This window comes from Pyxidicoccus sp. MSG2 (assembly GCF_026626705.1).
GTDB lineage: Bacteria > Myxococcota > Myxococcia > Myxococcales > Myxococcaceae > Myxococcus.
The window spans coordinates 2,378,904-2,405,635 of record NZ_JAPNKC010000001.1; the positions used below are offsets into that span (position 1 = coordinate 2,378,904).

Here is a 26,732-nt window from a genome sequence, read left to right on the forward strand (position 1 = left end):
GTCGGAGCAGGAGGCCCTTCAGGTGGCGCAGCAACAGGCCGCGCTGCTGTCTCCTCCCGCCGGGTGTACGGAAATCACCCTGGGCGAGCTCCAGAACGGCATCGAGCTGACGCCGGTGCTGTACGGCTCGCAGCCGACGTATCGCGGTGAGTTCTCGAACCTGGGGAACCCCGCGGTCGCGGACCTCGCTCGCCTCCGGCTGGATGTGAATACGGCGCCGGGGCTCCATGACCTGGCCGCCGGCGGCACCAACCTCTTCACCTGCGAGCAGTGCGTATGGGGCATCCAGGATTCCGGGACGACGGGGCAGAAGATGTTCGTCGCCGAGTCGGGCGCGCTGCTGCTCGCGCTCAAGGTCTCCCCGCAGCAGACGGTGGGCGCGCTCTCCAACGTCGTCCTGCGTGAGTCGGTGGCGGCGGCGCCGCTGTCCGCCCCGTACACCGGAAGCGCTCCGGTGACGGGGGGCGAGTGCCGGTGGATTCGCTTCGCGACGTGGAACACGGTCCGCGCCGGAGGGTGTGACCCGCGTGAGGGCTCGCTGACGGCGAACCTGCCGGGCCACACCTGCGTCGCCACCGACTACGCGGCCGACGACGGCACGCTGGAGAAGTCGCTCGGCACGAAGACGCAGGGCGAGGCGTGCACGTACACGGCGGCGGCGGGTGAGCATGCGCTCGCGTCGACGGACTGCGCCCAGGGCTACGCCTGCACCGACGCCTATACCGACGCGGCGCAGTGCATGGCCACGTGCGACTACATGGCGGCGGACCCCGGCTGCCCGAGCGGCACGGTGTGCGGCGTCTACGGCCTGTGCAACGCGCAGTCGGTCATGGAGCCCCTCGGCTTCGCCTTCGACCCGGCGCTCATCGGGGAGACGTGCAGCGTCGGCTTCGCCGAGTTCTGCGGCGTCGAGGGCGCGCGAGGCGTCTGCCTGGACCTGACAGGCTCGGGGCGGGGCGTGTGCCGCCGCTATGCGCGCGCCCGCTCGGAGTGTGGCCCGGGTGAGGAGCTTGGCTACGTCAGCTACGGGCGTCCCGGTGGTGGGAGCGACCGGACCTACGGGTTCTGCTACCCGGACGGCCTGTAGGCCATGCCGCTACCTGCCCGGGTGCTGACAGGCCCGGGCAGGCGCGAGGCCAGGGCCTCCGCGCGCCTGGGCTGGACGACACGAACCTGCCCCCCGGGGCGGGGGAGCCTGGCATGCGGTGCCACGTTGCGTGGCCCGTGTGCCGCTCCCCACCTTCTCCGCACAGGACTCACGGCAGAGGAGGCCATCATGTTCTCGTCCAGACTTCCGTCTGTGCTCGCTGTCTCCGCGGCGCTGTGCTTCGCGGTCGGTTGCTCCAAGAGTGCGACGACCTCTCAACAGTATCCAGAAGCGACCGCCTCGGCCTCGAAGGAGGTCCCACCCGAGCAGCCACTCGCTCCGCCCCAGATCGAGCATGACTGCCCGATGATTGTCCCCGGGGCCCAGGCGCGAGCAGAGGACACCCCTGAAGGCGTGGCCCTCACCATCGTCACCACCGAGGAGGACAAGGTGGCGGACGTGCGCGAGCTCAGCCGCCGGTTGATGCAGCGGCAGCAGGAGCGCGGCACCGCGGGTCGCCGGGGAGAAGCTCAGCCGCCCGGGGTCGAATACAAGAACATGGGTGGCAGTGGCCTCCCGGGCTCGGCAGGTGCGCCGACTGTTCCGGCTGCCGCCCGTATCGAGGACATCCCGGGCGGATCCGTCATCACCTACCGGGCCTCCGACCCCAAGCATCAGGACCAGTTGAGCTCGGACATCCACGGGAACGCGGAGAAGATGACGCCGGGCCAGTGCCCGGGAATGGCTGCTCCGGTGAAGTGAGGACGTGGGCCGCCGCTGGCACGGAGTCCGCTCACTCCGTTCGCCAGCGGCAGAGGCCCGCCACGGCTCGACACCGCCGGGCGGGCACCTGGAACGTGCGGAGGGTTCAGGACGGCGCCACACGCGCATCCGTGTGGCGTCCGGCCCCGCGCACGTCAGTGGCGAAACCGCTGCATCAGACGGGCTGGAGGTAGTCGATGACGACCTGCCCGTTGCCACCGCCGACGTCGGGCTGGTTGGACTGGTTGCTGCCCGCGTTGTACGAGCCGCCACCTCCGCCACCGCCGCAGTTGCTCGCGGCACCGCCCGCGCCACCGCCGCTGTAGCCACCCGCTCCGCCAGCCGCGCCGGCCGCGCCACCACCGCCGCCGAAGCCACCATTGCCGTTGAGGGTGCCACCTCCACCGCCGCCGCCCGCGCTGATGGCCGCGCCACCGCCGCCGCCACCCGAGCCAGCGCCATTGGCACCCGTGCCGCCCGCCTGCACCAGGCCCGCGCCACCACCGCCACCACCGTGGAAGCCAGCCGCGCCTCCGGAGCCACCACCAGCGCTGCTGCCACCGCTCGCGCCAGGGCTGCCATTCCCCCCGTTGCCCGAGGCGTTCAGCGCCGCACCCGAGCCGTTGAAGCCATTGCAGCCAGCTCCACCACCGCCGCCCGCCGCCACCAGCAGTGACGAGACGGACGCGGCTCCCGTGCCACGCCACACGAAGGTGCCACCGCCACCACCACCGTTGGTGCCGTCAGCGCCACGGCCTCCCACCAGCAGCGTCAACTGCTCGCCCGCCGTCACGCTGAAGGTGCCCCGCAGTGAAGCGCCACCGCCCGCTCCCGAGTTGTTGAAGGCATTGCCGCCACGCGCGCCCACCGCCCTGACGGTCACCGCGCTCACGTTCGCCGGCACCGTGAAGGTCTGCAGTCCCCCCGTGTAGTTGTACGTCGCGGTGACGGGAACGGCCGGAACCCAGGTGAGGACGACCTGCCCGTTGCCACCGCCGACGTCGGGCTGGTTGGACTGGTTGCCACCCACGTTGTACGAGCCGCCGCCTCCACCACCGCCGCAGTTGCTCGCGGCACCACCCGCGCCACCGCCGCTGTAGCCACCCGCTCCGCCAGCCGCGCCGGCCGCGCCACCACCGCCGCCGAAGCCACCATTGCCGTTGAGGGTGCCACCTCCACCGCCACCGCCCGCGCTGATGGCCGCGCCACCACCGCCGCCACCCGAGCCAGCGCCATTCGCGCCCGTGCCGCCTGCCTGCACCAGGCCCGCGCCACCACCGCCACCACCGTGGAAGCCAGACGCGCCTCCAGCGCCACCGCCAGCGCTGCTGCCACCGCTCGCGCCAGGGCTGCCATTCCCCCCGTTGCCCGAGGCGTTCAGCGCCGCACCCGAGCCGTTGAAGCCATTGCAGCCAGCTCCACCACCGCCGCCCGCCGCCACCAGCAGCGACGAGACGGACGCGGCTCCCGTGCCACGCCACACGAAGGTGCCACCGCCACCACCACCGTTGGTGCCGTCAGCGCCACGGCCTCCCACCAGCAGCGTCAACTGCTCGCCCGCCGTCACGCTGAAGGTGCCCTGCAGCGAAGCGCCACCTCCCGCTCCCGAGTTGTTGTAAGCATTGCCGCCGCGCGCGCCCACCGCCTTGACGGTCAGCGCACTCACGTTCGCCGGCACCGTGAAGGTCTGCAGTCCCCCCGTGTAGTTGTACGTCTGGGTCTGCGGCGTCTGCCCGTAGGCGGGCCCCCATAGCAAGCCTGTTACAAGTGCCGTTGATACAGCGAGAAATCTCGATACACCGATGACATCAGGACGAGTGTTCCTCATCGCGACCTTTCTTGCCGTGCACTGCTGCCGTGGCCAGGGTTGGCCACGGCGCAGCCGCCTGAGCAAGCAGCGCGCCACTTCGCGTCCTGCATGAACGCACCCCCGGTATGAGTCGCCGTTGGCCCCGGGTCCATGAGAGCTGCGTCCGAACGGGAAACACGTGCGTCTCAACAGGAAGCAACCAGGATGGCTTCATGAAACAGATGCAGCTCTGTTGTAGATGTCGGGCGGGTGGGATGAGCACGGCGACCGCGAGCGCTCCTGCCCCGGCACTTCAGCTCCGAGGCAGGAGCACTCAGTCCGGGTGCGTCAGTCGTTGTCCGAGAGCGTCACGGTCGCGCCCGACGTGCCCAGGGTGTAGCCGGCGGTGGCCGTGAGCGTCACGACGACCGTCTCGCTCCCCTCCTTCACCGCATCATCGATGGGAGCGACGGGCAGCCCCACCGACGTGACCCCGGCCGGAAGGGTCAGCGGCGAGGTGAGCGCCGCGTAGTCCGTGCCCTGGGTCGCGGTCCCCGTCACCGTGAAGGAGATGGGGAGGTCGGATCTGGGCGCGGGGACGGCCGTCACGGAGAACAGGCCGCCATTCGCGTTGGCCTCACCCGCCGCGGAGTCCGTCGCGGTGATGCGCAGCTCCGGCTTCTCGTCGTCGAAGAGGTTCACCGTGGCCGCGGTGCTCGTGGCGAGCTGGTACGAGACATCCGCCACCAGCGTGACGGTGACGGCCTCCTTGCCTTCCACGAGCACGTCATCCGCGGGCTGCACCACCAGCACCGCCGAGGCCGCGCCTTCCGGGATGACCACCGAGGTCGCCAGGGGCTGGTAGTCGCTCGTGCTGGACGCGCTCCCGCTCACCGCCAGCAACACCGTGAGCGACGCCTGCGTCGGTCCGGTGCGGCTCACGGTGAATGCCCCCGGGTTCGAGGGCTCGGCGGCCTCCGCGTCGGTCGCCGTCACGGTGACGACGGGCTGCTCATCATCCAGCAGCGACACCGTCGCGGAGGCGCTGGTATGAACCTGATACGCCGCGTCCTCCAGCAGCGTCAGGATGACGGTCTCCTTGCCCTCGACGAGGGCGTCATCCAACGCCGTGAGCACCACGTTCGCCGAGGCCACGCCGGCCGGAATCGTCACCGTGCCCGGCAGGGCGACGTAGTCCGTCTCCGCCGCCGTTCCGGCCAGGGCGTAGCGAACCGTGAGCGCCGAGGTCGTCGGTCCGGTCCGGGCCACCGAGAACCGCGCCGTGTCGGTGCCCGGCTCCGCGCCCAGGGAATCCGCTGCGCTCACCGTCACCACCGGCAGCTCGTTGTCCAGCAGCGTCACCGTCCCGCTCGCCGTGGTCCCCAGCTTGTAGGTCGGGTCCGGAGCGACGGTCAGCACCACCGTTTCCTTGCCCTCCACGTCCGCGTCATCCACGGGCAGCACGTCGACACTCACCGAGTTCACGCCCGCCGGCATCGTCACCGCGCCTGAGAGGGCGGTGAAGTCGGCGCCGGAGGTGGCCGTCCCCGTCAGGCCATACCGGACGGTCAGCACCTGGCCGGAGACACCGCCCGAGCGGGTGAGCGTGAAGCGGCCGATGTCCGTCCCCGGCTCGGCGCCCGTCGCATCCGAGGCCGAGACGCTCACCGTGGGCGACTGGACATAGACGTAGATGGACGAAGACGTGGTGACGGCGCCGCTGGCGTCGTACGCCTTCGCGGAGAGGATGTAGGTCGCGGCCACCAGCCCGTCGAGCTGGAAGGTGAAGGGCGCCTCGCTGTCCTCACCCAGCTTCGTGGAGCCCTGGTACAGCTCGACGCGGGAGACGGGGCCCTCCACGTCGGAGGCAGCCACCTCGAAGGTCACCGTGGCGGGGGCGGCGAAGGCCGAGCCATGGGCCGGGGAGGTGATGCGCACCGTCGGCGCATCGTTCACCGGAGTCACCGTCAGCGTGGCGACGGCGAGCGGAGAGCTCTCCATGCCGTCATGCGCCTGGAACGTGAAGCTGTCAGTCCCGGCGTAGTTCAACTCCGGCCGGTAGAGCGGGCTCGGCAGCGAGCCCGAAAGCGTGCCGTGCGCGGGCGGGTCCACCACCGTCCACGTCAGCAGGTCCCCGTCGGCGTCGAAGGCCGTGAGGGCGAAGGCCTTCGAGGAGTCCTCGGTCAGCGTGGCGCTCTGGCTGTTGGCGAGCGGCCGCGCGTTGAGGGCCACGCTCCAGTGCTGGAGCGTCACGCCGCCGACGCCGTCCGACACCGCGACGCGCACCGAGTGGGTTCCCACCGCCGTGGGCGCGTAGGTGAACGAGGCGGTGTTGCTCCCGACGGAAGCGCCGTCCACGCTCCACGCGTAGGACAGCACCTGGCCGTCGGCGTCTTCCGCGAGGACGGCCAGCTCCACCGAGCCCGCCGGCCCCAGCTTGACCCGTCCCGCCGGAAGCGCGCTGCTGATGACGGGGGGCCGGTTCACCCGGGTGTAGTCGACATGGGCGAACCCCGTCGCCGCATCGACGGTGAGCGGCGCATCCAGGCTCGCCACCGCGAAATCCCCGCTCGCGACATCCACGATGCGGAAGGACTTCAGCACGGCGGGGTCTCCCACGGCGGAGTCCGTCATCCGCACGAGGAAGCGCTTCTCCGCGAGCGTGGCGGGGAGCAGGTCCGTGAAGTCGAACACGAACGTGGCATCCACGGCCGCCGACGTGGAGCCATTGAAGGCCCTCGCGCCACCCGTGTACCAGACCGTCGTCGAGTTCCACACCGTCGGGTCCACCGGCCCCGCGTCCACCGCCCCCGAGTCACGTCCTCCGCCCTGCCCCGCGTCCTGCTCGCCCGTCGAGCCACCGCCCTGGCCTCCGGGCCGGCCCGCATCCTCCTCGCCCGCCCCCACCAGGAACCCGCGTCCCTCGCCGGCCCAGGCCACCGCGTCCTGGAACGCCGACACCGGCATGCCGAACCCCACCTCGGTGAAGCCCAGTGTGAGCGCGAGCTGGTTGCGACGCAGGTGGTTGACCTTCACTTCCGCCACGAGCTTCGGCGTGTAGTTGGGACGCACGGTGAGGTGGTAGACGGAGTCGCCCTGGAAGATGGGGACGCGGCCCGTGCTCGGGCCGCCGGTGACGGCCGACACCGCCCGCAGCGCGTCGTAGGCCATCCAGGTGAAGCCTCCTTCGTTCCAGCCCGTGCCCCAGGAGTTGGCGATGCGCAGCGCGCCCTTCTCGCCCGGGTCCACCACGTTGTTCTTGTTGATGTCGGCCCAGATGGTGTCGTCGTACCCGACGATGGTCATCGCATGGGAGCCGTTGTAGCCGTTCTGCCAGTAGGTGACGTACTTGCCCGCGAACGCGTCGTCATCCGGCGTGGACGGGTCGTTCTTGATGGACATGCTCTGCCACGAATTGACGTACGTCCCGTAGACGAGGACGTAGCCATTGGCCAGCAGCTCCTTCACCCGCTGCAGGCCGTCCGGGGTGCTCACCTGGCTGATGTACTGCACGGGGTTCGCCCGAAACGGGAGCGCACCGCGCCACACCGCCGGGTCCACCGGCCAGGCCGTGTAGTTGGAGTCGTAGGGGATGTTGGCCCAGCTCGTCGCCCCCTGGCGCGCGAGCAGGCTGTAGGCGCTGGAGATGTAGCTGCCCTCGTCCACGCCATTGTTGATGAAGTTGTAGGTCCACTTCGGAGAGAACAGCCGCGTGTTGTCGGTGCTGTGCTTCGCATCCCAGCCATACATGAGCGCGACGGTGTGGCTGAGCTGGTAATACGTCGTGGCCCACGCGGTGCACGAGCCAATCGACCCCTGGCTGCGAATGGGCGGGAAGAAGTCCAGCACGCTGTTGTCGACATGCGACGGCAGCACCGCGAACGAGGCGACCCCGGACGGCGCGCGCAGGCCCGGGCCGAGGACTTCCTCACCCACCGCCGCGGCGGTGGACATCGACAATGCCCGCTCGCCCCTCGCACGCCGGAGCTCGTTCATGCGCTCCAGCGCGATGCGGTTCGGGAGGACCTGACGGACCTCGTGACCTTCCGAGCGAAGCTGTTCGACCTCCCGGGTCGTCAGGGGCTTCAAACCGGTGGCGCCGGACTCACGGGACGACTGCGCCAGGGCAGGCACTCCCCCCGCGAGCAACAGTCCGCCGACGAGTAACGCGCATAGATGATTTCGTGGTGACACGCACTTGCTCCAATCAATGAACAACGAGCTCTTTGAAGACGAGAAACACCACCCACGTCGTGACGTGTGCTCGAGGCCAGGTCTCGCGGAGGTGAATGGTGGCGCGCGCTCAGGCAAGCCCCGGGCCACGGACGAACCGTGGCTCGCTCAGGGGAGGACACCGCGCGGGCCGCGTGAAATCACGTCTGACTGTGGGCGTTGCTCCCCATCGAAGTGGGGGCGCGAGCCCACGGTCCGTCATGTTTCATGATTGGGTCATCAACGACTTGCAGCCTTCGAGAAACCGGCTCGTGCGGCTCACTTCTTCCTGGAAGGAACTCCCAGCATGCGCAGCGCCAGCTCGGCGTGAGCGTCCGCGAGGGTGTCGATATCCAACGCGCCTCCCGGCTCGTACCAGTACGGCAGGCGCACGCCCATCGCGGCAATCGCGCGCGCGGCGACGAGGGGATGCGGAGGAGCGAAGCGCCCCTTCGACACGCCGCGCTCGATGACCTCCATCAGCAGCGCGGCGGACTGCTCCCGGAGGGCCTGCGCCGGAGCCGCCAGCTCCGGCGTCAGGGCGTAGAACTCCTCGTTCACCACCAGGGCGAGCTGCGGGTGCTCCGCGTGAGCGCGGGTGTGGGCGCGGACGAGCGCGCGCACCTGCTCGGCCGGCTCGGAGCCCGCGTCCAGCAGCGCGGTCCGGAGCACCTCGTGGAGCGCCTCGTGGCCGATACGCACCAGCTCCGCGAGCACGTGGTCCTTGGAGGGGAAGTGCGCGTACAGCGCGCTGGGCCGCAGCTCCAGGACCGCGGCCAGGTCCCGAATCGACGTGTCGTGGAACCCCTTGCTCGCGAAGAGCTGCAGGGCCGTCTCCAGGATGCGCCGGCGCGTGCCCTCGGGGGCCGCGGAGGGCGGAAGGCTCGCGTGCTGGGCTCGCAGCCGCGAGCGGGGAGGGAGGCTCATGAAGGACCTTGAAAAACGAACGTTCGTTCAGATAGCGTGGTGGCGCTGCTGAGAGCATTTCTACTCGAACCCGTGAATGGCCGTTCGTTCAGGCGGCCGCAGACAGGAGACCGGGCATGCCGATGCTTCCGCTCGATGGGGTCTCCCTCCACTGCGACACGGCGGGCGACGGGACACCGGTGCTGCTCCTCCATGGCCTGGGTTCCTCCGGGAAGGACTGGGAGCTCGTCACCCCGCGGCTCGCGAAGCGCCACCGGGTCCTCGTCCCGGATGCGCGGGGACATGGCCGGAGCGAGACGCCCGCGGGGAAGTACGGCGTGCCGCTCTTCACGCGAGACATCGCCGCGCTGTGCGACGCGCTGGGCCTGGGCCGGGTGCACGTGGTGGGGCTGTCGATGGGCGGGATGATGGGCTTCCAGCTCGCGGTGGACCGGCCGGACCTGGTGCGCAGCCTGGTCATCGTCAACAGCGGGCCGGAGCTGAAGGCACGGACGCTGCGCCGGAAGTTCGACTTCGCGTTGCGGCTGGTGGTGCTGCGACTGCTGGGGCCCATGCGCATGGCCAGGATTCTCGCGCCACGGCTGTTTCCCAAGCCGGAGCAGGCGGACCTGCGGCAGCGCGTGCTGGACACCCTCGGACACAATGACCCGGGTGCGTACCTGCGCGCGACGCGCGGGCTGCTCGGGTGGAGCGTGCTGGAGCGCGTGAAGGACATCACCTGTCCCGTGCTGGTGCTCCACTCCGAGCGTGACTACACGCCGCTGTCCGAGAAGCAGGCCTACGTCGACCTGCTCCGGGACGCACGCCTCCAGGTGTTGAGCGACTCCGGGCATGCGGCGCCGCTGGACCAGCCCGAGCAGCTCGCCGAGGCGGTGGAGACCTTCCTCCGCGAAGTCGAGGGCGCGGCTCCGGCCACGCGCGGCCTGGGCTGAGCGGTCCGAACTTCCCCGAAGGAGGCAGGCCCATGTCGATGAGTCGGAGTGTTGGCGCGCTCGCGCGGATGCTGCTCGTGTGTCTCGCAATCTTCACGGGGGCGCCGGCCCAGGCCGGTGCCTGGGTAGCCGGCGCCCATGGCGGCCGGAGCTTCCAGCTCTGGGTCCCCGAGGGCTACCAGGCCGGAGCGCAGCTCCCGCTGGTGGTGGCGCTGCACGGCTGCCTCCAGAACCCGGACCAGTTCGCCGGCCTGACGCGGCTGAACGTGAAGGCGGACGCGGAGAAGTTCCTGGTGCTCTATCCAAACCAGGCGCTCTTCGCCAATCCCACGCAGTGCTGGAACTTCATGCTCGGGAGCAACCAGGAGCGCGGCACGGGCGAGCCGGCGCTGATTGTCGGCATGGTGGACCTGGTGAAGCAGCACTACGCGGTGGACGCGCGCCGCGTGTACATCGGCGGGGTGTCCGCGGGGGCCGTCATGGCGGGCACACTGCTGGCCTGCTACTCGGACGTCTTCGCAGCCGGCATGGTGGGCGCGGGAGCGATGTACAAGGCGGCCACGACGATTTCAGGCACGGCCTGGGCCATGTCGTTCGGCAGCATCTACCACCCGGATGACCGGGGCCGCGACGCGTGGGTGTGCTCGGGGCGGCCGCGCCGGACGGTGCCGGTGCTCGTCATGCACGGCACCGAGGACGACGTCGTCAACCCCATCAATGGCGAGCAGGCGGTGCGGCAGTTCCTGCAGACCAGTGATTACGGCGACGACGGTGTGAGCAACGACAGCGTGCGCTACGTGCCGACCTGGACGGGGAGCGCCAGCGTGCCCGGGGGCCGGACCTACACCGTGAAGGACTACGTCTACGGCGGCGAATTGCTGGCGAGACACTTCGAAGTCCGGGGCATGGGCCACGCCTGGCCCGGGGGTGATTCGCGCTACCCCTTCGCGGACCCCTCGGGGCCGGACGCCACCACCTTCATGTGGGACTTCTTCCGGCAGCACGCGCTGGACGCGCCGTAGACACGACGTCGCCCCCGGTCGACAGCCCCGGGGGCGACGGTTGCGACGGTGCTCCGCCGTGCGGCGGGAGCTACATCGTCGGCATGAAGATCTTCAGCCCGGTGCGGCCACCGGCGCCCAGCGTGTTGCGCTCGATGAAGTCGCTCACGGACGAACGGCCGTCGCCGGTGGTGATGGCGGTGTGGCCGTACTTGCTGCCCGCCGCCGTGGAGGTCTTCTCCCACGTGAGGACGAGGCCCGGAATCTTCAGCGCCTCCTCGAGCGACATGTTGACCTGCTTGAACTTGTCGCGCGGCAGGTTGTTGTCAATCTGGTTGCCGTTGCCCCACACCTTGAAGCCGAAGGCGTTCTGGATGGCCTTGCTCACGCCCGTGGCGCACAGGCCCTGGCTGTTGTAGCCGCCGATGCTCATCGCCGCCGCGCGGCCCGCCTCCGCGAGCTTGCGCATCGCGGGGGTCGCCTTGCCCGGAGCCGAGGCGCCGCTGCTGCCCTCGGTCTTCCCGCCGCCCTTCGTACCGCCAGAGCTCTTCGTGCCACCGGAGCTCTTCGTGCCGCCCTTGGTGCCCTCGAAGCTGTCCTTCCCGCCGTGGCCGGGAATGCGCAGGGTCTTCCCCGCGATGATGAGGTTCGGGTTGGAGATGTTGTTGGCTTTCGCCAGGGCCGAGACGCTGGTCTTGAAACGGGTCGCGAGGGCCGAGAGGGTGTCGCCGGAGCGGATGCGGTAGGTGGACATGGGAATCTCCTGGAGCGATTGTCGCCACGGCCCTCCCGGAGTTGCGCGGAATTTCCCAAGCTCTTGGAATTCACCCGAATTCATGGGTTCTGGCCGGATAATCCCGAGTAAAATCAAGAACCTGGGCGACGGGTAGGAATGGCCCCCGCCGCCCGGGTCTCCGGAACTACGGCTTGCTGATGAAGAGTTCGTACGCGCCGACGCCCGAGTAGTTCACCACGCGGAAGCGGTAGTACGCGGCCGTGCCCGGGTAGGAGATGTTCTCCACCGCCGTGGAGCTCTCGCTCGCGGCCACCTGCACCCAGGCGGCGCCGTCCCAGCGGTCCAGGTACAGGTCGAAGTCCGTGCCGCCCGGACCCGTGAGGCAGGCGGCATGGGTGCCGCTCACGGTGCTCTGGTAGTAGGTGCCGCCGGGGTGGATCTGCGTCTGCCCGTTCGCACCGCTGAACGTGCCCGTGTAGCGCGTGCCGGGGCAGGTGGAGCCGGTGCTCACCGTCACGTTCTGCGTCGCGGTGCCGGTGGCGCCCACGTTGTCCGTCACCGTCAATTGCACCGCGTACGTGCCCGCGGCGGTGTACGTCTTGCTCGGGCTCGTCGCGCTCGACGTCGTGCCGTCGCCAAAGGCCCAGCTGCGCGAGGCGATGGTGCCATCCGCATCCGTCGAGGTGTCGCTGAAGGTGGCCGTCAGGCTGCTCGTGGTGAAGTTGAAGTTGGCCACCGGGGACTGGTTGGCCGCCCCGCCCGTCAGGTCCACCTTCCACGCACCACGGCCGTAGGTGCCGGCCACGAGGACGTGCGGCACGTCGTCCACTTCGAGGTCCATGACGACCAGACCCAGCGGCAGGCCGGCGGAGAACGGCACGAAGTTGTCGCCGCCGTCGGTGCTCTCGTACACGCCGACGTCGGTGGCCACGAAGACGCGGTTGGTGTCCACCGGGTCGATGGCCACGCTGTTGGCCGGCACGTTGGGCAGGCCCGCGCCCACGGCGGACCACGTCGTGCCGCCGCTGGTCGAGCGGAACAGCTTGTTGCCGCCGAAGGCCGCGCGCGTGGCGAACACGCGCAGCCGGTTGTTCGGCGTCATCGCCACGTCGGACACGGTGCCGCCCGGGTAGTTCCCGGTGACGTTGGTCCACGTCACGCTCGCGGCCGCCGCGTCCACGGCGGAGAAGAGGGTGCCGCTGGACGTGCCGACGTAGGTGGGGATGGTGGTGCCCGTCAGCATGGGCGTGATGACCGCCACGCGCGCGCCCAGGTTCGCCGAGATGGCCGTCCACGTCATGGGGTTCGTGGACGTGGTACCGCGATACACCGTGTCACTGGCCACGAAGATGCGGTTGCTGGCCACCGCCAGCGGGGTGACCCAGGGGAAGTTCGCGGAGGCGGTGATGCCCGTCGTCGCCAGTTTGCTGAAGCTGTTGGGAGTCCCGCCCGTGGTGGAGCGGTAGACGCTGGGCAGGTTGCTGGAAGGGTAGCTCGTCTGGAACACGTTGTTCGTGTTGGTGGGGTCCACCGCGTTCATGAAGCCGTCGCCGCTGACGAACGTCAGGTCCCACACGGGACTCGAGGTACGGCGCGAGGACGAGTTGTCCTGCGCGCCGCCGAAGACGGTGTCCGCGTTGGTGGGGTGCACGGCCAGGTCGTAGAACTGCGTCACGTTCAGGTTCGAGTTCATGTTGACGAAGCCCGTGCCACCGTTGTCCGTGCGCCACAGACCGCCGTCGCTGCCAATCCAGAAGCGGTTGCCGTTGGTGCGCGAGTACAGGACGACGTGGATGTCCTGATGCACCGTCTGGCCGGAGCCCCACGTCGTGGTGAGGAAGGTGAACGTCGTGCCGCCATCGGTCGAGCGCGCCGGGCGGATGGCGCCCACCAGCACCTGATTCACGTCCGTGGGGTGCACGGAGATGGCCTGGTTGTAGGTGCACTGGCCCTCGCACGCGCCACTGGTGCGCAGGGTCCACGTCGCCGCGCCGTCCATGGAGCGGTAGACTTGGCCGCCCTGCAGCACGTAGAGCACCTGCGCGTCGCTCGGCGCCATGGACAAGCGCATGCGGGTGCCCGACGGCGTCATACCGCTGCTGGAGTTCGTCCACGTGGCACCGCCGTCGGTGGACTTGTAGACGCCCTGGCCGGGGACGCTCGCGTACGCCGTCGCGCTGCCCGGGGCGAAGACGATGTCCTCCACGTTGAAGCTGAGCACGCGCGTCCACGTGGCGCCCCGGTCCGCCGAGCGGAACATCCCGGGTCCCGTAGGGGAGGTGGAGCCGGTGCAGCTGCCGGCGCCGCCCGCGAGCACCACGTTGGTATTCGTCGGCTGCACGGCCACGGCGTTGACGATGGACAGCGGCATCGCGGTGGCGCCCGAGCCGTTCTTCGCGACCCACGTGGTGCCGCCGTCCGTGCTCAGGAAGACGCCCTGGCCGAAGTAGCCCGCGCACCCGCCGCCGTTCTTGTCGCCCGTGCCCACCCAGACGTTGTTGGGCGTGGCCGGCTCCACGAGGATGGCGCCGATGGGCAGCGTGCCCACGGAGTCGAACAGCGGCGTCCAGCTGGTGCCCGCGTTCGTGGTCTTCCACACGCCGCCCGCGGCGCTGCCGAAGTAGACGGTGTTCTCGTCCGTCGGGTGCGGGACGACGGCGTTCACACGGCCCGAGACGCGGCCCATGGTCCAGGAGCCCATGCTCATGGCCGACGGGCCCATGGACGTCCACACCTCGCCGGCGAGGGTGAGCTGGTTCTCTCGTGCGCGCCGCTGCTGGCGCAGGTCGTTGACGGCCCTGGCGCGCTCGGACCGCGGGTTGGCGCGCACCTTGTCCAGCCCGCGCGACTCCATGAACCAGCGCTTGCGCTCTTCAATCTCCCGCGTCTCATCCCGGGGACCGCCGCGCCCCTCCCGTTCCTCTTCTTCCCGCTCCTGCGCCCAGGCACTGCTTCCCAGCATCGACAGCGCGAGCGCGACGAACGCGCCCCGGCGTGCAGACAACGTCGGCTTCATCAGGTCCCCTCCCCTTCTGGCCACGCATCAGGGTGACGCGCGGCGCGGCGAACCGGGCACGGCCCCCGCATTCAGGGACGAAGGTCGCGGAGAGAGAGTCGCGGCCGGGGCACGCAACGTAGCGCCCGGGCCTGACTCGCACGGAAGGGAAATCGCCCGCCGCGAGGCGTCACGTGCACGGTGGCGTCCGCCGTCGACGGAGAAGTGCACCCCGCAACGGCGAAGGCCTCGGCGCATGCGCGGTGAGCGCCGGCCGGCCCGCGCCTCATCGGAGCGGAGCGCGCGCCACCATCGCCAGCGCGCCCGTCCCATGCGGCGGGCCGCATGAGCCCAGGTCCTCTTCCCCGAGCATCACTCCATCGCACCCGGAGTCGATCCGGGTCACTCCCGCGGCAACGCGGAGAAATGGGCGCGCACAGGCCGCGGAGGGATGGGATAGGAGCCGCGCCGACGCCATGGACACGCACGTCGCGAAGTCTCCCGCCTTGAAGGCCCTGCTGCTCACGACGGTGGGGTTCGCCCTGCGCGACGCGTACCCGTACCTTCCGACGGTGCTGAGCGGGGGCCCCGGGCTCTTCGTCGCGGTGGGCGTGTCGTTCTGCCTCCTCGCGCAGGTGTGGGGGCGGCTCACTGGAGTGAGGAGGGCTGCGCGGCCATGGCTTCTTCCGGCACGCGGGCTGGGGGGGCGCAACCTCGCGCTGGGCTTCGCGGCCGGGTTCGCGTTCAAGGGGCTCACCTCGGAAGCCCGTGAGGCCCTACCTGCCCGCGGCGTGGTGCCTCACCCGCCGCTGAGTGCCTGGACGAGCTGCACGGCATCCGTGGGGAGCAGCGCGCGATTCAGGTCGAACACCTGCTCGCCGTTCACGAAGAAGCGCATGTGCGGGCGCATCTGGTCCTGCTCGTTGACGACGCGGAAGCGCAGGCCCGGGTAGCGACGGTCGAGGTCAGCGAGCACCTCCGAGAGCGTGCCGCCTTCGGCCTCGACCTCGCTCTTGCGCGTGTACGAGAGGAGCGGACTGGGAATCAGCACCTTCATGACTCGCACTCCCCCGTGGCTCAGGCCAGCTCGATGGCTTCCACCGCGTAGATTTCAGGAAGGTTCCGCGCGAGACACGTCCACCGTTCGCCTTCGTCACGGCTGCCCCACAGCTCACCGCTCGTGGTGCCGAAGTACAGGCCGACCGGGTCCAACGTGTCCACGCACATCGCCTGGCGCTTCACCGTCCACCAGGCCTGGCTCTCCGGAAACCCCGAGGCCAGGCGCTGCCAGCGCTTGCCGCCGTTGCGCGTGACGTACACGGAGGGCGTACCGCCCGGGCTGGTGCGCGGCCACACCGTCGTGCCGTCCATGGGGAACACCCACGCCGTGTCCGCGTCGCGCGGGTGCACCGCCATCGGAAAGCCGATGTCCCCGACGCGCCGGGGCATGTTGCGCCCGATGCGCGTCCACTCGTTCGACGGCCGGTCGAGGCGATAGATGCCGCAGTGGTTCTGCTGGTACAGCCGGTCGGGGTTGCTCGGGCACAGGCGCACGCAGTGCGGGTCGTGGAAGCCGACGTTCGCCGGGTCGAAGCCCTCGACGACCTCCATGCCGCGCACGAGCGGCGCCCAGGTCCTGCCCGCGTCCGTCGACTCGTGCACGCCGCCACTCGACATGGCCATGTAGAGGTGCGCGGCATCGCGCGGGTCCACGATGACCGAGTGCAGCTTCGGCCCATCCGGCGTGCCGTCCTGCTCGCCGCCCATCCAGGCCCGGTACTGTGGGTGGTCGTTGAGCCCGGACACGGGCTCCCAGCTGACGCCGCCATCCTCGGAGCGGAAGAGCCCCTGCGGTGACGTCCCCGCGTACCAGGCGTTCGGCTCGCTCGCGTGGCCGGGCGTCAGCCAGAAGGTGTGGTCGACGACGCGGCCCTTCTCGCCCTCTGGCGCCTTCGCGAAGGCCGGCGGACGCGCCGCTTCCTTCCACGTGCGCCCGAAGTCCATGGAGCGGAAGACGGTGGGCCCGAGGTGCCCCGTCTTCGCCGCGGCCAGGAGCGTGCGGCCATCGCGCGGGTCGAGCACGACGTGGCTGATGATGTGGCCGAGGAAGTGAGGGCCGTCCACGCGCCACGTCCGACGCCTGTCATCGCCGTGGTACAGCCACGCGCCCTTGCGCGTCGCGACGAGCACCAGCACGCGGCCCTGGGCGCCGCGCCGTGGGGCGCGCTCGGGCGCCGCCTTCCGCTTCTTCAAACCCGCTGCGAGCTTCCGGGTGATGGCCATGAGGTGCTGCCCCTCCGAGAGGGAGATTCGGGTGGCACGCAATGTAGAGGAACGGCACGGCCCGCAGAAGCACGAGCCCGCCCAGGGGCCTCACGGCCTGGTCGCCCGGAGGAGCGCCCCCGCGCTCAGTTCCTCCCGCGTCCGCTCCCTCAGCCTCACCATCTCCGGCCAGCCCTCGCCCTCCGGCACCAGCGGCTCGCCGATGACGACCGTGATGCGCCCGGGCCGCAGCAGGTGCTTTCCCCTCGGCCAGATGCGCCGCGTCCCCGCGATGTGCACCGGCACCAGCGGCCTGCCTGCTTCCACCGCCGCCTTGAAGGCTCCCAGCTTCAACGGCAGCATTCCCGGGCCCCGGGCCCTCGTGCCTTCGGGGAAGACGAGCAGCGAGGTCCCCGCCTGGAGCAGTCGTGACGCCCGCTCCGCTGCCTCCGCCGCCGGCCCCGCGTGGAAACGGTCCACCAGCAGGTGTCCCGACTGCCGCATCGCCCTTCCCACCACCGGCCAGCTCCCCGCCTCCCGCTGCGCCACCGCCCGGAAGTCCACCGGCAGCACCGCCAGCAGCACCACCGAGTCCAGGTAGCTCACGTGCCTCGCCACCAGCACCCACGGCCCCTCGGCCCGCAGGTGCTCCTCACCATCCACCCGCACCGGACAACCCGCTCCCCTCAGCAGCCAGCGCGAGCCCCTCCGCACCAGCCGGTCCGTCCTCGGCCCCGCCGGCGTCACCCACAGCGCCACCTCCAGCACCAGCGCCGCCAACGACACCACCGCCGTGAAGTACCCCGTGTATGCCGCCGCCCCCGCCGTCCCCAGCAGCCGCCCCGCCCGCGCCCGCAGCGTGCTCGCCGCCAGCCGCGCGAACTGCGCCCACACCCCGCCCGGGCCCCGGGACAGCGCGCCTCTCATCCAGGCCTCTCGCGTGGCGCCGCGCCGGAGCTTGCCGCTCGACGTCTTGCGCACCGCTCCCGGCGACACCAGCACCACCTCGTCCGGCGGCAGCTCCAGCACCTCCACGACCCGTTCCACGATGGCCGCCCGCAGCCGCTCGCGAGCCTCGTGCGAACGCTCGCGCGTCTCCGCCACCACCACCAGCCGCTCCGTCCCCACCCTCGGGTCCGGCTGCCCGAACGCCGCCACGCGCCCCTTGCGCACCCCGGGCACCTCCCCCACCACCTCCTCGATTTCCGACGGGTACAGGTTGCGCCCCGCCTTGATGATGAGCTCCTTGCTCCTCCCCGTCACGTACAGCTCCCCATCCGCGAGGTAGCCCAGGTCCCCCGAGTCCATCCACCCGCCGCGCAGCACCTTCATGGTCGCCACCGGGTTGTTGTAGTACCCCGATGTCATCGATGGCCCCTGGAACTCGATGTGGCCCCGCACCCGCTCGCCCATCGGGCGGCCCCTCTCGTCGACGATTCGTACCGCGTAGCCGGGCAGCGGACTCCCACACGAGACGAAGTGCTGCGCCCTCGGGGTCTCCGCCGCGGGACGCGCCTCTCCCTTCCGCTCGAAGGGCTCGCGAGCAATCGCGTCGATGCGCGGCGGCCGGCCCGGCGGAGGGAAGGTGAGCGCCACCGCCGCCTCGGCCAGCCCATACGCAGGCAGGAGCGCCCCCGCCTTCAGCCCATACGGGGCAAAGCGCCGCGTGAAGCACTCCAGCGTCTCCGCGCTCACAGACTCCGAGCCGTTCAGCGCCACGCGCCAGGCGCTCAGGTCCAACCCCTCGAGCTCCTCGTCGCGCACCAGCTTCACGCACAGGTCATAGGCGAAGTTCGGCGCCGCCGAGAGCGTCCCCCGGTGCGCATGCAGCGCGTGCAGCCAGCGCGCCGGGCGCGCCAGGAAGGCCAGCGGCGAGAGGAAGGTGACCGGAATCCCGTACGTCAGCGGCATCAGCCAGGAGCCGATGAGCCCCATGTCGTGGTACAGCGGCAGCCAGCTCACCCCTACGTCCTCGGGGCCCACCCGCAGTGCCCGGCCGATGGCCCGGATGTTGGCCAACAACTGGCCGTGCGTCAGCAATACCCCCTTCGGCGCCCCCGTGCTGCCCGAGGTGTACTGGATGAGCGCCCCGTCCGCCTCCTCCACGTGCACCGCCGGTGCGCTCGCGTCCACCCATTCGAGCTCCCGGGGCGTCCGCGTGCGCCGCAGCGAGGACACCCGGGCCTTGAGCAGCGCCCCCACCCCGCGCGCCTCGTCGAAGGTGACGAGCACCCGCGGACTCGCGTTGCGCAGAATCCCCACCTGACGCCCCACGTACTCCTCCAGCCTGTCCATGCGGACGGGCGGGTAGAGGGGCACCGGAATGCCTCCCGCCAGCAGCGCGCCGAAGAAGCACGAGAAGAAGGCCACCTCCGTGCGGAGCATGAGGGCCACCGGCTCGCCGCGCTCCACGCCCTCGTGCACCAACGCCGCGGCCACCCCCGAAGCCCTCGCCCACAGCGTCCCGTACGTCAGCGGGCGCTCCGTGCCGTCGTCCTCGCGCAGGAAGAGGTGGGTGCGCTCGGGGTGGACCTCCGCGTGCCAGCGCAGCACATCCGTCAGGAGGGGGGCGAACTCGGGGGCCGCCCTTGCAGGGGCCTGTGCGGCATGCAGGGCGGGGGGCGCTTCCGCGACGGAAGGGTGCGCCTCGGCAACGAGTCGGGATAGCGCCCGCGCGCACGTGGCCCGGGCCACCGCGTCATCCGGCAGCGTGACGCCGAACGCCCGCTCCAGCCTCAGCAGCAACTCCACCCGCTCCAGGCTGCCCAGCCCGAGCGCCGTGTCCAGCGGGGCCTCCGCGCCAGGTTCCTCCGCGGCGCGCGGCTGGCCGAGCTCGGACAAGAGGCCGCCCAACACGTCGAGCACCCTGCGCTCGACGGCCTGCTGAGTACCTGGAGAGCCCTGCCCGGCCATGGCGCCCCCCCGTCCATATTGAATAGCGACGTCTCGCGAGCGCTTCACACCCGCGCCTTTCGAGCGCCCTCCCGCCAGCCCCGACGCCTGGCGGCAGCGGCGCGTTCGTGAGCTCGCGGGAAGCACGCGAGGGGCGGGATTCGCGGCGGCTGCAGGGGTGGAGCGGAGTTCAGCCCTTCTCGACGTTGTGGAAGTCCCGGCAGGGCTCCTTCAGCCCGAGGTAGTAGTGAAGCACCTTCGCGTTCATTGCGATTCGCTCCCACCAGCGTGCGGCCAGGCTCTTGCGCAGGGCGGGCGGCAGGTCGGCGGCCATCTCCGCGAGGTCGAGATAGTGCGTCTGGGTCGGGCCGATGCCCTCGAAGTCGTGAAGGAGGGAGCGCGCGGACCGGCCCAGGGCGGGCTCCAGGCTCCGCAGCAGCTCTTCGGTCATCAGCAGGTACTCCCGGGCCGGCACCTCGTTCTTCAACATGCGGTGCACGAGGATGACGTCCATGCCAGCCAGTTCCGTGTGGCGCTTCACCTTCTGGAACGCCACCTCTCCCACGTGAGCGACGAACTTGAGGTTCAGGCTGTCGACTTCCACGCACCCGTGGCAGGAGCACAACCGGTTGGTTGCGATTTCCTGCTGCCGGGCAAGAAACGCGCGGCGGATGTCCGCCACCGTCCGCCCGACGGAGGTGAGCTGCGCGTCGCTCTCAATCGGGACGTAGAGGAACGCGGCGTCCCCCTCCAGCTTCGCCAGCTTGAGCGGCCTGGACGCGTCGATGACGGCCTCGAGCAACGACGCCACCATCTCCTGCGCGTGTGCGAGCGACATGCGATGGGTCCGCATGAAGCGGGTGTACCCGCCGATGTCCGCGATGAGCAGGATGGAGCGCTGGATGGCCATGCCCCCAGGTTAACGCGCCGCCCGCCCATTCCGGAGCGAAGCGTGACGAGCCCCGCCCGACAGGGAGCCTCCTCCTTCACCTTGAACGGGGTGGGGTTCAAACGCCCCATGACCGGTGCGAGGATGCGGGCCGGAGGCAGTCGATGACCCGATGCACCGTGCTCGTCATGCTGCTCTGCGGCTGCGCGACACCCCAGGGAGGGCCCGAGATGGGAGACGACGTGGCCGACAAGGAACGTCGCCCGATGCGCAAGGGCGACCCGGAGCCCGTCTATACATTCGAACCGGGGCCGCCCGTCACCGACACGGCGGGCCTCACGGCCTGGCTCGAGGCCCACCGGGGAAAGCGTCTTCGGCTGCCCATCGTCATCGAGCTCGGAGAACCGGGCCGCCGCTTCGAAAGCGCGCGCGTCGGAGCTGTCGAGCTGCGGGTGACGGACCTGGCACTGGGCGTCCCGCTGAGCGAGCGAATTGCGCAGAAGTGTGGCCGGGAGGCGAGGCGCTGCGCGCTCTGGCTCGAGGGACGGTACGGCGAGACGCCCCCGTTCCCTGACCCCCTCCCTCGATACGAGGTGGTCAAGGTCGGTGAAGTCGTTGACGAGGAGGCGGAGCTGACGGCCGAAAGCGCGAAGTAGCGACCTAATGCGGGTTCTGCGGCAAGCCGTCGGCAATCTCGTAGTAGTCGCCCTTGTTGGCCACGTGGATGTGCATCGCCAATCGGGTGTCCGTGGGCAGGTCGAATGCGCCCATGGCGATGGAGATGGTGTCCTTGTGAATCGGGTCCCAGAAGAGTGAAGAGCCGCAGGTGGAACAGAACCCGCGCCGCACCTTTTCGGACGAGCGGAACCAGGTGAGCTTGTCGGCGCCGTGGAGCGTCAAGGCGGCGCGGGCCACGTCGGTGGACGCCCAGAAATGACCTGACTGCTTGCGGCATTGCGAGCAATGGCAGGCATCGGGCGGATGCAAGGTACCGCTGACCTCGAAGGTAACGGCCCCGCAAAGGCAGGATCCTCTGTGCATGGCGGACTCCTTTCTTCGCCACGGAGGCGAGCCTTCGCTCGCCCGGGCCCGCCGCATCTACCACCGCGGCGGGCGGGCTTCGAGGCTCAGGGTCCGCTCTGATTCTCCAGGGGCCCGGGCCCGAAGGCTCGCCTGCCCCCTTGCCTGCCGGTCGGGAGGGCGGATGTGCCTAGGCGACGTGCCGTGCCCATGTTCCCTCCAACGGACCTGCTGGAGGGATGAGATGGGACTGGAAACGATTCTGTTGTGGGCAGTCATCGGCCTCATCGCGGGATGGCTCGCGTCGGCCGTGGTGGGCGGGGGCTACGGCGTCATTGGCGACATCGTGGTGGGCGTGGTGGGCGCGTTCCTCGGAGGGTTCATCTTCCGGGCGCTCGGCACGGGGGCGCCCTTCGGCGGGCTCGCCGGAACCATCTTCGTGGCGTTCATCGGAGCCGTGGTCTTGCTCCTGGTGCTCAGACTCATCCGGTCCTCCACGGTCCGCAGAGCCTGACACGCGCCGGCCGCGTCTGATTTCAGGGCCTGTTTGAACGAACGGAGCCTGCTCGCCCTCGCGAGCAGGCTCTCTTCATTGGCTCAGTGTGGAGACGAGAGGCCGTCCTCCACGGGCGGCGTCACTCCCAGCTTGAGCAGCATCCGGTCCGCCGTCTGCAGTGCGCCCTCCACCCAGCCCTGCGCATCCGAGTAGGCCTCGCCGCAGATGTACACGGGGGCACCCTCCACGGGCTGGATGATGCGCTCCCCCACCTCCCAGCTCTTCACGCCGATGTTCCAGCTGTTCCACCCGCCGCCGAAGGGGTCATCGCCCCAGTCCATGAAGGCGGCCTCCTCCACCTCGGGCACGTAGGACAGCCCGTGGATGGCACCGAGCTGCCGTTGCACCTCGGCCACCATGGCCTCCGGCGCGTGGTGCTTGAGCCACTCGGGGTCCACCTCGCTGGACAGACCCTGCCGCTCGCGCCGGCCCTTGAACTCCTCCGGCCTGGACACGCCCTGCGTCTGCCGGCGCCAGCCGAGGCCGCGCTTGGGACGGAAGCTGTCCCAGAAGCCGATGTTCAAGCCATCGTCATAGCTGGCCATCAGCATGGCCGGCCCGTTCTTCACCGGCTGGCCGCTGCTGTTGGGCCAGTAGTACGTCTGCCTCACGGGCAGGTCCGTCACCGTGCGACCCTTCTCCACGCCCGACGGCAGCCACCACGGCGCCCGGTACGTGGTGAAGAGCTTGAAGAGCGGCTGCGGGGTGACGCTCTGGACCAACCGGCTCACCTCCAGCGACTGGAGCATCGGGCTGCCCCCGGTGATGAGGTCCAGCGCCCGGCGCGGCATGGCCAGCACCAGGGCCCGGGCCCGGACGGTGGGCGCGTCCTTGAAGTGCACCTCGGCCACGCCGTCCTTCCACTCGAAGCCGGTGACCTGGGTGTTGAGCTTCAGCTCGCCACCGGCCTCGCGGAAGCGTTTGGCCAGCGTCAGCGGCACCTGCTGGAAGCCCTTCTTGAAGCCCTTGTAGTCCGGGTTGATGCCGAAGTCGGACAGGTACCAGGGAATGGCATCCGCCGCGTTCCAGTTGTTGAGCGTGGATTGGTAGCCGCCCGCGTCCAGCGCCAGGTGGTACGCCTCGCCGCTGATGACGCGCACCAGGACCTGCCAGAAGCCCTGCGCGTACAGCGGCTTGCCCGCGAAGGAGGCCTTCCGCGCCATCTCGCGCCGGTCGTACTCGTTGAGGCCCTTGTCGGTGATGCCGGGGACGATCTGCTCGATGGCGTTGACGACGATGTTGCCCGGCGACTGTCCATGCTCCAGGAAGGACAGGTGGTAGGGCACGCGGTCGGGGCGTGAGGTGAAGTCCTGCAGCCGCAGGTGGATGCCGCGCAGGAAGGCGATGTTGGCCGGGTCATCGACGGGGAAGTCGTACGTCTCGATGCGCTCCTCCTGGCCCACGCCGTGGTTGAGGTGCTCCAGCAGCCGCTTGATGCGCGGCTGCACGGCGGGAAGGATGCGCATGCCCCCGAGCTCCGCCCTGGCGCACTCCGGCACGCCAGGCGCCATCACGGACAGGAGGCGTCCCCCCACGCGGTCGCTCGCCTCGAAGACGGTGACACTGCGGTTGCCACCCTGGGTCAGCAGCCGCCAACCCGAGTACACGCCGGAGACACCGGCGCCAATGATGGCCACATCGAGAATGGATTCGGACATGAGGGGCTCCCACGGCGGGTGTGGTGAGGCGGACCTGCCGGGAGCAACAGGCGTGCCTCGGCCCTCTCGCGAGTGTTTCCAGCCGATTGCGTCCTGGCGTCCGAGCGCGGCCCTACGTCCCGCGTCCTGTCAGGAGCGGGCTGCGTGCGGATGGTACGCGTCCCGCGCGCGGAGGCACCCACCCCGAGGTCCAGGGGTGCACCCCACCCCGCGGATTGCTCGTAGACGCGGGCGCAGGACCGGCGCTCCAGCCTCAGTCCCCCGGGTTGAGGAACAGGTTGACGACGGGGTCGTTGCTGGAGTCCCAGCCCAACACGCCGACGTACATTCCGCGGCGGCCCCCGGTGTCGGACTGCGCGTCGAAGCCAGACGGACAGGGGCTGCTGCCGCACAGCCAGCCGTGGAAGAAGATGCGCTGCCCGCCGTCGAGCGCCGCCGCGATGTCCCCGCCGCCAGGGCCGCACACCCCATCCGTGCTTCCGGGCGTGAGCAGCGTGTGCTGGGTGACGGTGTTGAAGGCGTTGGCGCCCAGGCCGGAGGCCCGCATCCAGATGGTCTCGTAGCTGCACTTGTTGTAGGGGCCGCGCGAGGCGAACAGGATGTAGGAACCCGCGCGCTTCACGACGACGGGGTTCTCCACGATGCGGTCCGAGCGGAGCAACTGGCGGCTGGTGGCGCCACTGAACACGTGCGTGCCGGCCGCGTTGAGCCGGACGATGCGCAGCGACGACGGCAACTGCTGCGTCTTGTAGAGCAGATAGCGCGTGCCATCGCTGTCCTTGAAGCCGGAGGGGTCGATGACCCCCGCCGTCGAGATGGGGCGGCCCGGGACGGTGTCATCCGCGGTGGGGGTGGCGGCCAGCCCCGGGCAGACCAGCGGCCCACCAGAAACGGGGGTGAACGGCCCCAGGGGCGAGCTGGCCGTGGCCGCGCCGATGCAGCGCTGGCCGCTGTCCAGCCCGTCGACCGGGGCGGCGAAGTAGAGCACCCACTCGTTCGCGCCGATGCGCTCGAGGTCCGGGGCCCACATGCCGCTGCTGGTGGCCCAGGAGGGCTTCGCGCTGAGGGCCGGCCCCTGGGACGTCCAGGGCCCGGAGGCGATGTCCCCCAACGCCGAGGGGACGTTGCTGCCGGTCGCCATGCCGTAGAACTGGCCGCTCTCGCTCGTCACGGAGGGGTCCGGGAACCCGTTGGTGGGCGCGTAGACCGGCTTCGGCAGCGCGGCCCGGGCGGGAGCGGCGGCCCCCAGGCAGACGGCGAGGACGACGGCCGTGGTGGGGGTGCCGGCCGTCGCCAGCCGACACAGGGAACGCACAGCAGCGAAGCATCGCTTCATGGGGAGCCTCCAAAAGGTGACCTTCGCCTCCCTGGAGGGAAGTTCCCCCCTGGAATCTCACTCAAAATGAACCCTCCGATTTTTTGAGATGTTTTCGGGTCCGCGCCCTCCGAGGAACATGCGGGCGCGCGCCGAAAAGGGAGGGCTTCCGATGCGGTACGGGCTCATCGCGGGGGGCGCATTGCTCCTGCTGCTGGCGCTCCTCGGCGTCGCCCTCGCGCCCGGCTCCTCCGCTGGCCGGGGGACCTCCGCCGAGGCGCGGGCTGCTGGCACCGACCCGGGCTCGAACGCCCCGGAGACAGGCCCGACGGCCGACGCGAGCGCCGTGCCGAGCGGCCAGGGCCAGGATGCCCGCGAGGAGGCCCAGGACGAGCGGGGGCTGCTCGCTCCCGCGTCCCGGCCCGACACCGTGTCGCCGCCCTGCGCGCTGCGCGTGGAGGGACGGGTGCTCGAGCGCGGCGCTGTCGTTCCAGGGGCCCGGGTGACGTCTCAAGGACAAGGCGCGGAGGCGAGGACCGACGGCGCGGGACGCTTCGTGTTGGAGGGGCTGGACTGCGGACGCGCCGAGCTGCGCGCCGAGAGCGCCACGGGACTGGGCCTGCGGGTGCTCGACCCCTTGAGCGAGGACACCTCGGGAGTCGACGTGGAGCTGGAGCCGGCGGGCGGGCTCCACGTGCGGGTGGTGGAGGCCGGCTCGGGCCGGGAGCTCGAGGGCGCGAGCGTCCAGTCTCCCACCGCGCCGGAGGTCCGCTGGCGCGAGGAGGGCGTGGGCCACTTCCGAGCCGCGCCGCTGCCGCCGGGTGCCCAGGCCGTCATCGTCCGGGCCCCGGGTCATGGGGCCGAGCAGCGGACCGTCATGGTGGACGCAGGCATCGAGACGCAGGTCGAGGTCGCGCTGCAGCCGGAGTACGTGCTGGCGGGTCAGGTCCTGGGACCCGAGGGGCTCGGCCTGGAGGGTGCGCGAATCGAGCTCATGGGGCCCGGGCGCGGCGGCGAGGAGGAGGTGCGCACGGGCGCGGATGGGCGCTTCGAGGTGCATGAGCTCACGGGGGACACCTATGAGCTGCGCGTCGAGCGCCCGGGATACCTCCCCGTGGCGCGGGAGCTCCGGCTGCCGCGGACCGAGCCACTGCGGCTGTCGCTGGCGCCCGCGGCAGCGGTGTCCGTGAAGGTGTACGGCGCGCGCGGGGCGCCCGTGGAGGAAGCGTCCGTCTCCCTCACACTGGTGGGCGAGGGACGCGGGGAGACGGTGCGAGAGGAAGGCACGGACGCCCGGGGCGACGTCCACTTCGGGGGGCTCGTTCCTGGCAGCTACATCGCGCAGGCGCGTGCCCCGGGCTACCTCACTTCCGAATCCGTCCGGGTGGGAGCCTGGGACGAGGAGGCCGTGCCCGTCACGTTGGTGCTGCGCGAGGGCCTCACGCTGTCCGGCCGCGTCCGGGATGCGCGGGGAGCACCGGTGGGCGCGGCGGAAGTGGGCGTCCTGGAAGAAGGAACGAGCGTGGGCAGCGCCCTCACGGATGCCCAGGGCCACTTCACCCTGTCAGGCCTCGTCGCGGGGCGACTCAAGCTGCGGGTGGAGAAGCTCGGCCATCCGCCGCGAGACGTGGAGGTGCAGGTACCCGCGACGAACGTGGAGCTGATGCTGGAGGGCTCCGTCGAGGGGGATTGATTCGAG

19 protein-coding genes are annotated in these 26,732 nt (G+C 70.5%); 7 read left to right on the plus strand and 12 right to left on the minus strand.

The features are described from left to right. Nucleotides 1-22 precede the first annotated feature (22 nt). Both OV427_RS08475 and OV427_RS08480 read left to right on the plus strand, forming a co-directional pair. Complete coding sequence (locus tag OV427_RS08475; protein WP_267855604.1) at nucleotides 23-1,087, plus strand: hypothetical protein; 1,065 nt, start codon at nucleotides 23-25, stop codon at nucleotides 1,085-1,087. 189 nt (nucleotides 1,088-1,276) lie between these two features. Beyond that, nucleotides 1,277-1,849, plus strand: a complete 573-nt coding sequence (locus OV427_RS08480; protein ID WP_267855605.1) for a hypothetical protein — start codon at nucleotides 1,277-1,279, stop codon at nucleotides 1,847-1,849. Between the two features lie 175 nt (nucleotides 1,850-2,024). On the opposite strand, the gene OV427_RS08485 is transcribed toward OV427_RS08480, so the two are convergent. The 3 genes from OV427_RS08485 to OV427_RS08495 form a co-directional block, all read right to left on the minus strand. Beyond that, a complete protein-coding gene (locus OV427_RS08485) occupies nucleotides 2,025-3,605 on the minus strand; it encodes a hypothetical protein (RefSeq protein WP_267855606.1) in 1,581 nt (526 codons plus the stop codon). 381 nt (nucleotides 3,606-3,986) lie between these two features. After that, the gene (locus tag OV427_RS08490; RefSeq protein ID WP_267855607.1) at nucleotides 3,987-7,634 is read right to left on the minus strand and encodes a Calx-beta domain-containing protein; all 3,648 of its coding nucleotides are present in this window, start codon (nucleotides 7,632-7,634) and stop codon (nucleotides 3,987-3,989) included. A gap of 495 nt (nucleotides 7,635-8,129) precedes the next feature. Then, nucleotides 8,130-8,777, minus strand: a complete 648-nt coding sequence (locus OV427_RS08495; protein ID WP_267855608.1) for a TetR/AcrR family transcriptional regulator — start codon at nucleotides 8,775-8,777, stop codon at nucleotides 8,130-8,132. Between the two features lie 116 nt (nucleotides 8,778-8,893). Between OV427_RS08495 and OV427_RS08500 the strand changes: the two genes are divergently transcribed. Together OV427_RS08500 and OV427_RS08505 are read left to right on the plus strand one after the other, a co-directional pair. Further along, entirely contained in the window at nucleotides 8,894-9,709 is an 816-nt protein-coding gene (locus tag OV427_RS08500; RefSeq protein WP_267855609.1) for an alpha/beta fold hydrolase, read from the plus strand. 32 nt (nucleotides 9,710-9,741) lie between these two features. Further along, the gene (locus tag OV427_RS08505) at nucleotides 9,742-10,731 is read left to right on the plus strand and encodes an alpha/beta hydrolase family esterase (protein WP_267855610.1); all 990 of its coding nucleotides are present in this window, start codon (nucleotides 9,742-9,744) and stop codon (nucleotides 10,729-10,731) included. Nucleotides 10,732-10,801: 70 nt separating this feature from the next. On the opposite strand, the gene OV427_RS08510 is transcribed toward OV427_RS08505, so the two are convergent. From OV427_RS08510 to OV427_RS08535, 6 genes are all read right to left on the minus strand, one after another. Next, nucleotides 10,802-11,464, minus strand: a complete 663-nt coding sequence (locus OV427_RS08510; protein WP_267855611.1) for a LysM peptidoglycan-binding domain-containing protein — start codon at nucleotides 11,462-11,464, stop codon at nucleotides 10,802-10,804. A gap of 166 nt (nucleotides 11,465-11,630) precedes the next feature. Continuing rightward, nucleotides 11,631-14,462, minus strand: a complete 2,832-nt coding sequence (locus OV427_RS50745) for a PKD domain-containing protein (protein ID WP_420718252.1) — start codon at nucleotides 14,460-14,462, stop codon at nucleotides 11,631-11,633. Nucleotides 14,463-15,240: 778 nt separating this feature from the next. Continuing rightward, nucleotides 15,241-15,498, minus strand: a complete 258-nt coding sequence (locus tag OV427_RS08520) for a MoaD/ThiS family protein (RefSeq protein WP_267855612.1) — start codon at nucleotides 15,496-15,498, stop codon at nucleotides 15,241-15,243. Between the two features lie 20 nt (nucleotides 15,499-15,518). Then, nucleotides 15,519-16,724 carry an exo-alpha-sialidase gene (locus OV427_RS08525; RefSeq protein ID WP_267855613.1) on the minus strand — a complete coding sequence of 402 codons (1,206 nt, stop codon included), beginning with the start codon at nucleotides 16,722-16,724 and terminating at the stop codon, nucleotides 15,519-15,521. A gap of 90 nt (nucleotides 16,725-16,814) precedes the next feature. Then, the gene (locus tag OV427_RS08530) at nucleotides 16,815-19,616 is read right to left on the minus strand and encodes an AMP-binding protein (RefSeq protein WP_267855614.1); all 2,802 of its coding nucleotides are present in this window, start codon (nucleotides 19,614-19,616) and stop codon (nucleotides 16,815-16,817) included. Between the two features lie 169 nt (nucleotides 19,617-19,785). After that, entirely contained in the window at nucleotides 19,786-20,505 is a 720-nt protein-coding gene (locus OV427_RS08535) for a DUF2652 domain-containing protein (RefSeq protein ID WP_267855615.1), read from the minus strand. A 143-nt stretch (nucleotides 20,506-20,648) separates the two neighbouring features. Here OV427_RS08535 and OV427_RS08540 point away from each other — a divergent pair, with 143 nt between their 5' ends. After that, nucleotides 20,649-21,140 (plus strand): hypothetical protein, encoded by a 492-nt coding sequence (locus OV427_RS08540; protein ID WP_267855616.1) that lies wholly within the window; start codon nucleotides 20,649-20,651, stop codon nucleotides 21,138-21,140. A gap of 4 nt (nucleotides 21,141-21,144) precedes the next feature. On the opposite strand, the gene OV427_RS08545 is transcribed toward OV427_RS08540, so the two are convergent. Continuing rightward, on the minus strand, nucleotides 21,145-21,525 hold the full coding sequence (locus OV427_RS08545; protein ID WP_267855617.1) for a GFA family protein: 381 nt from the start codon (nucleotides 21,523-21,525) through the stop codon (nucleotides 21,145-21,147). Between the two features lie 223 nt (nucleotides 21,526-21,748). Here OV427_RS08545 and OV427_RS08550 point away from each other — a divergent pair, with 223 nt between their 5' ends. After that, entirely contained in the window at nucleotides 21,749-22,018 is a 270-nt protein-coding gene (locus tag OV427_RS08550) for a GlsB/YeaQ/YmgE family stress response membrane protein (RefSeq protein ID WP_267855618.1), read from the plus strand. Between the two features lie 83 nt (nucleotides 22,019-22,101). Here the strand turns inward: OV427_RS08550 and OV427_RS08555 are convergent, their stop codons facing one another. Further along, nucleotides 22,102-23,718, minus strand: coding sequence for a flavin monoamine oxidase family protein (locus tag OV427_RS08555; RefSeq protein WP_267855619.1), 1,617 nt, complete (start codon nucleotides 23,716-23,718; stop codon nucleotides 22,102-22,104). Between the two features lie 253 nt (nucleotides 23,719-23,971). Further along, nucleotides 23,972-25,054, minus strand: coding sequence for a glycoside hydrolase family 43 protein (locus OV427_RS08560; RefSeq protein ID WP_267855620.1), 1,083 nt, complete (start codon nucleotides 25,052-25,054; stop codon nucleotides 23,972-23,974). Nucleotides 25,055-25,205: 151 nt separating this feature from the next. Here OV427_RS08560 and OV427_RS08565 point away from each other — a divergent pair, with 151 nt between their 5' ends. Beyond that, entirely contained in the window at nucleotides 25,206-26,726 is a 1,521-nt protein-coding gene (locus OV427_RS08565) for a carboxypeptidase-like regulatory domain-containing protein (protein WP_267855621.1), read from the plus strand. The last annotated feature ends 6 nt before the right edge of the window (nucleotides 26,727-26,732 follow it).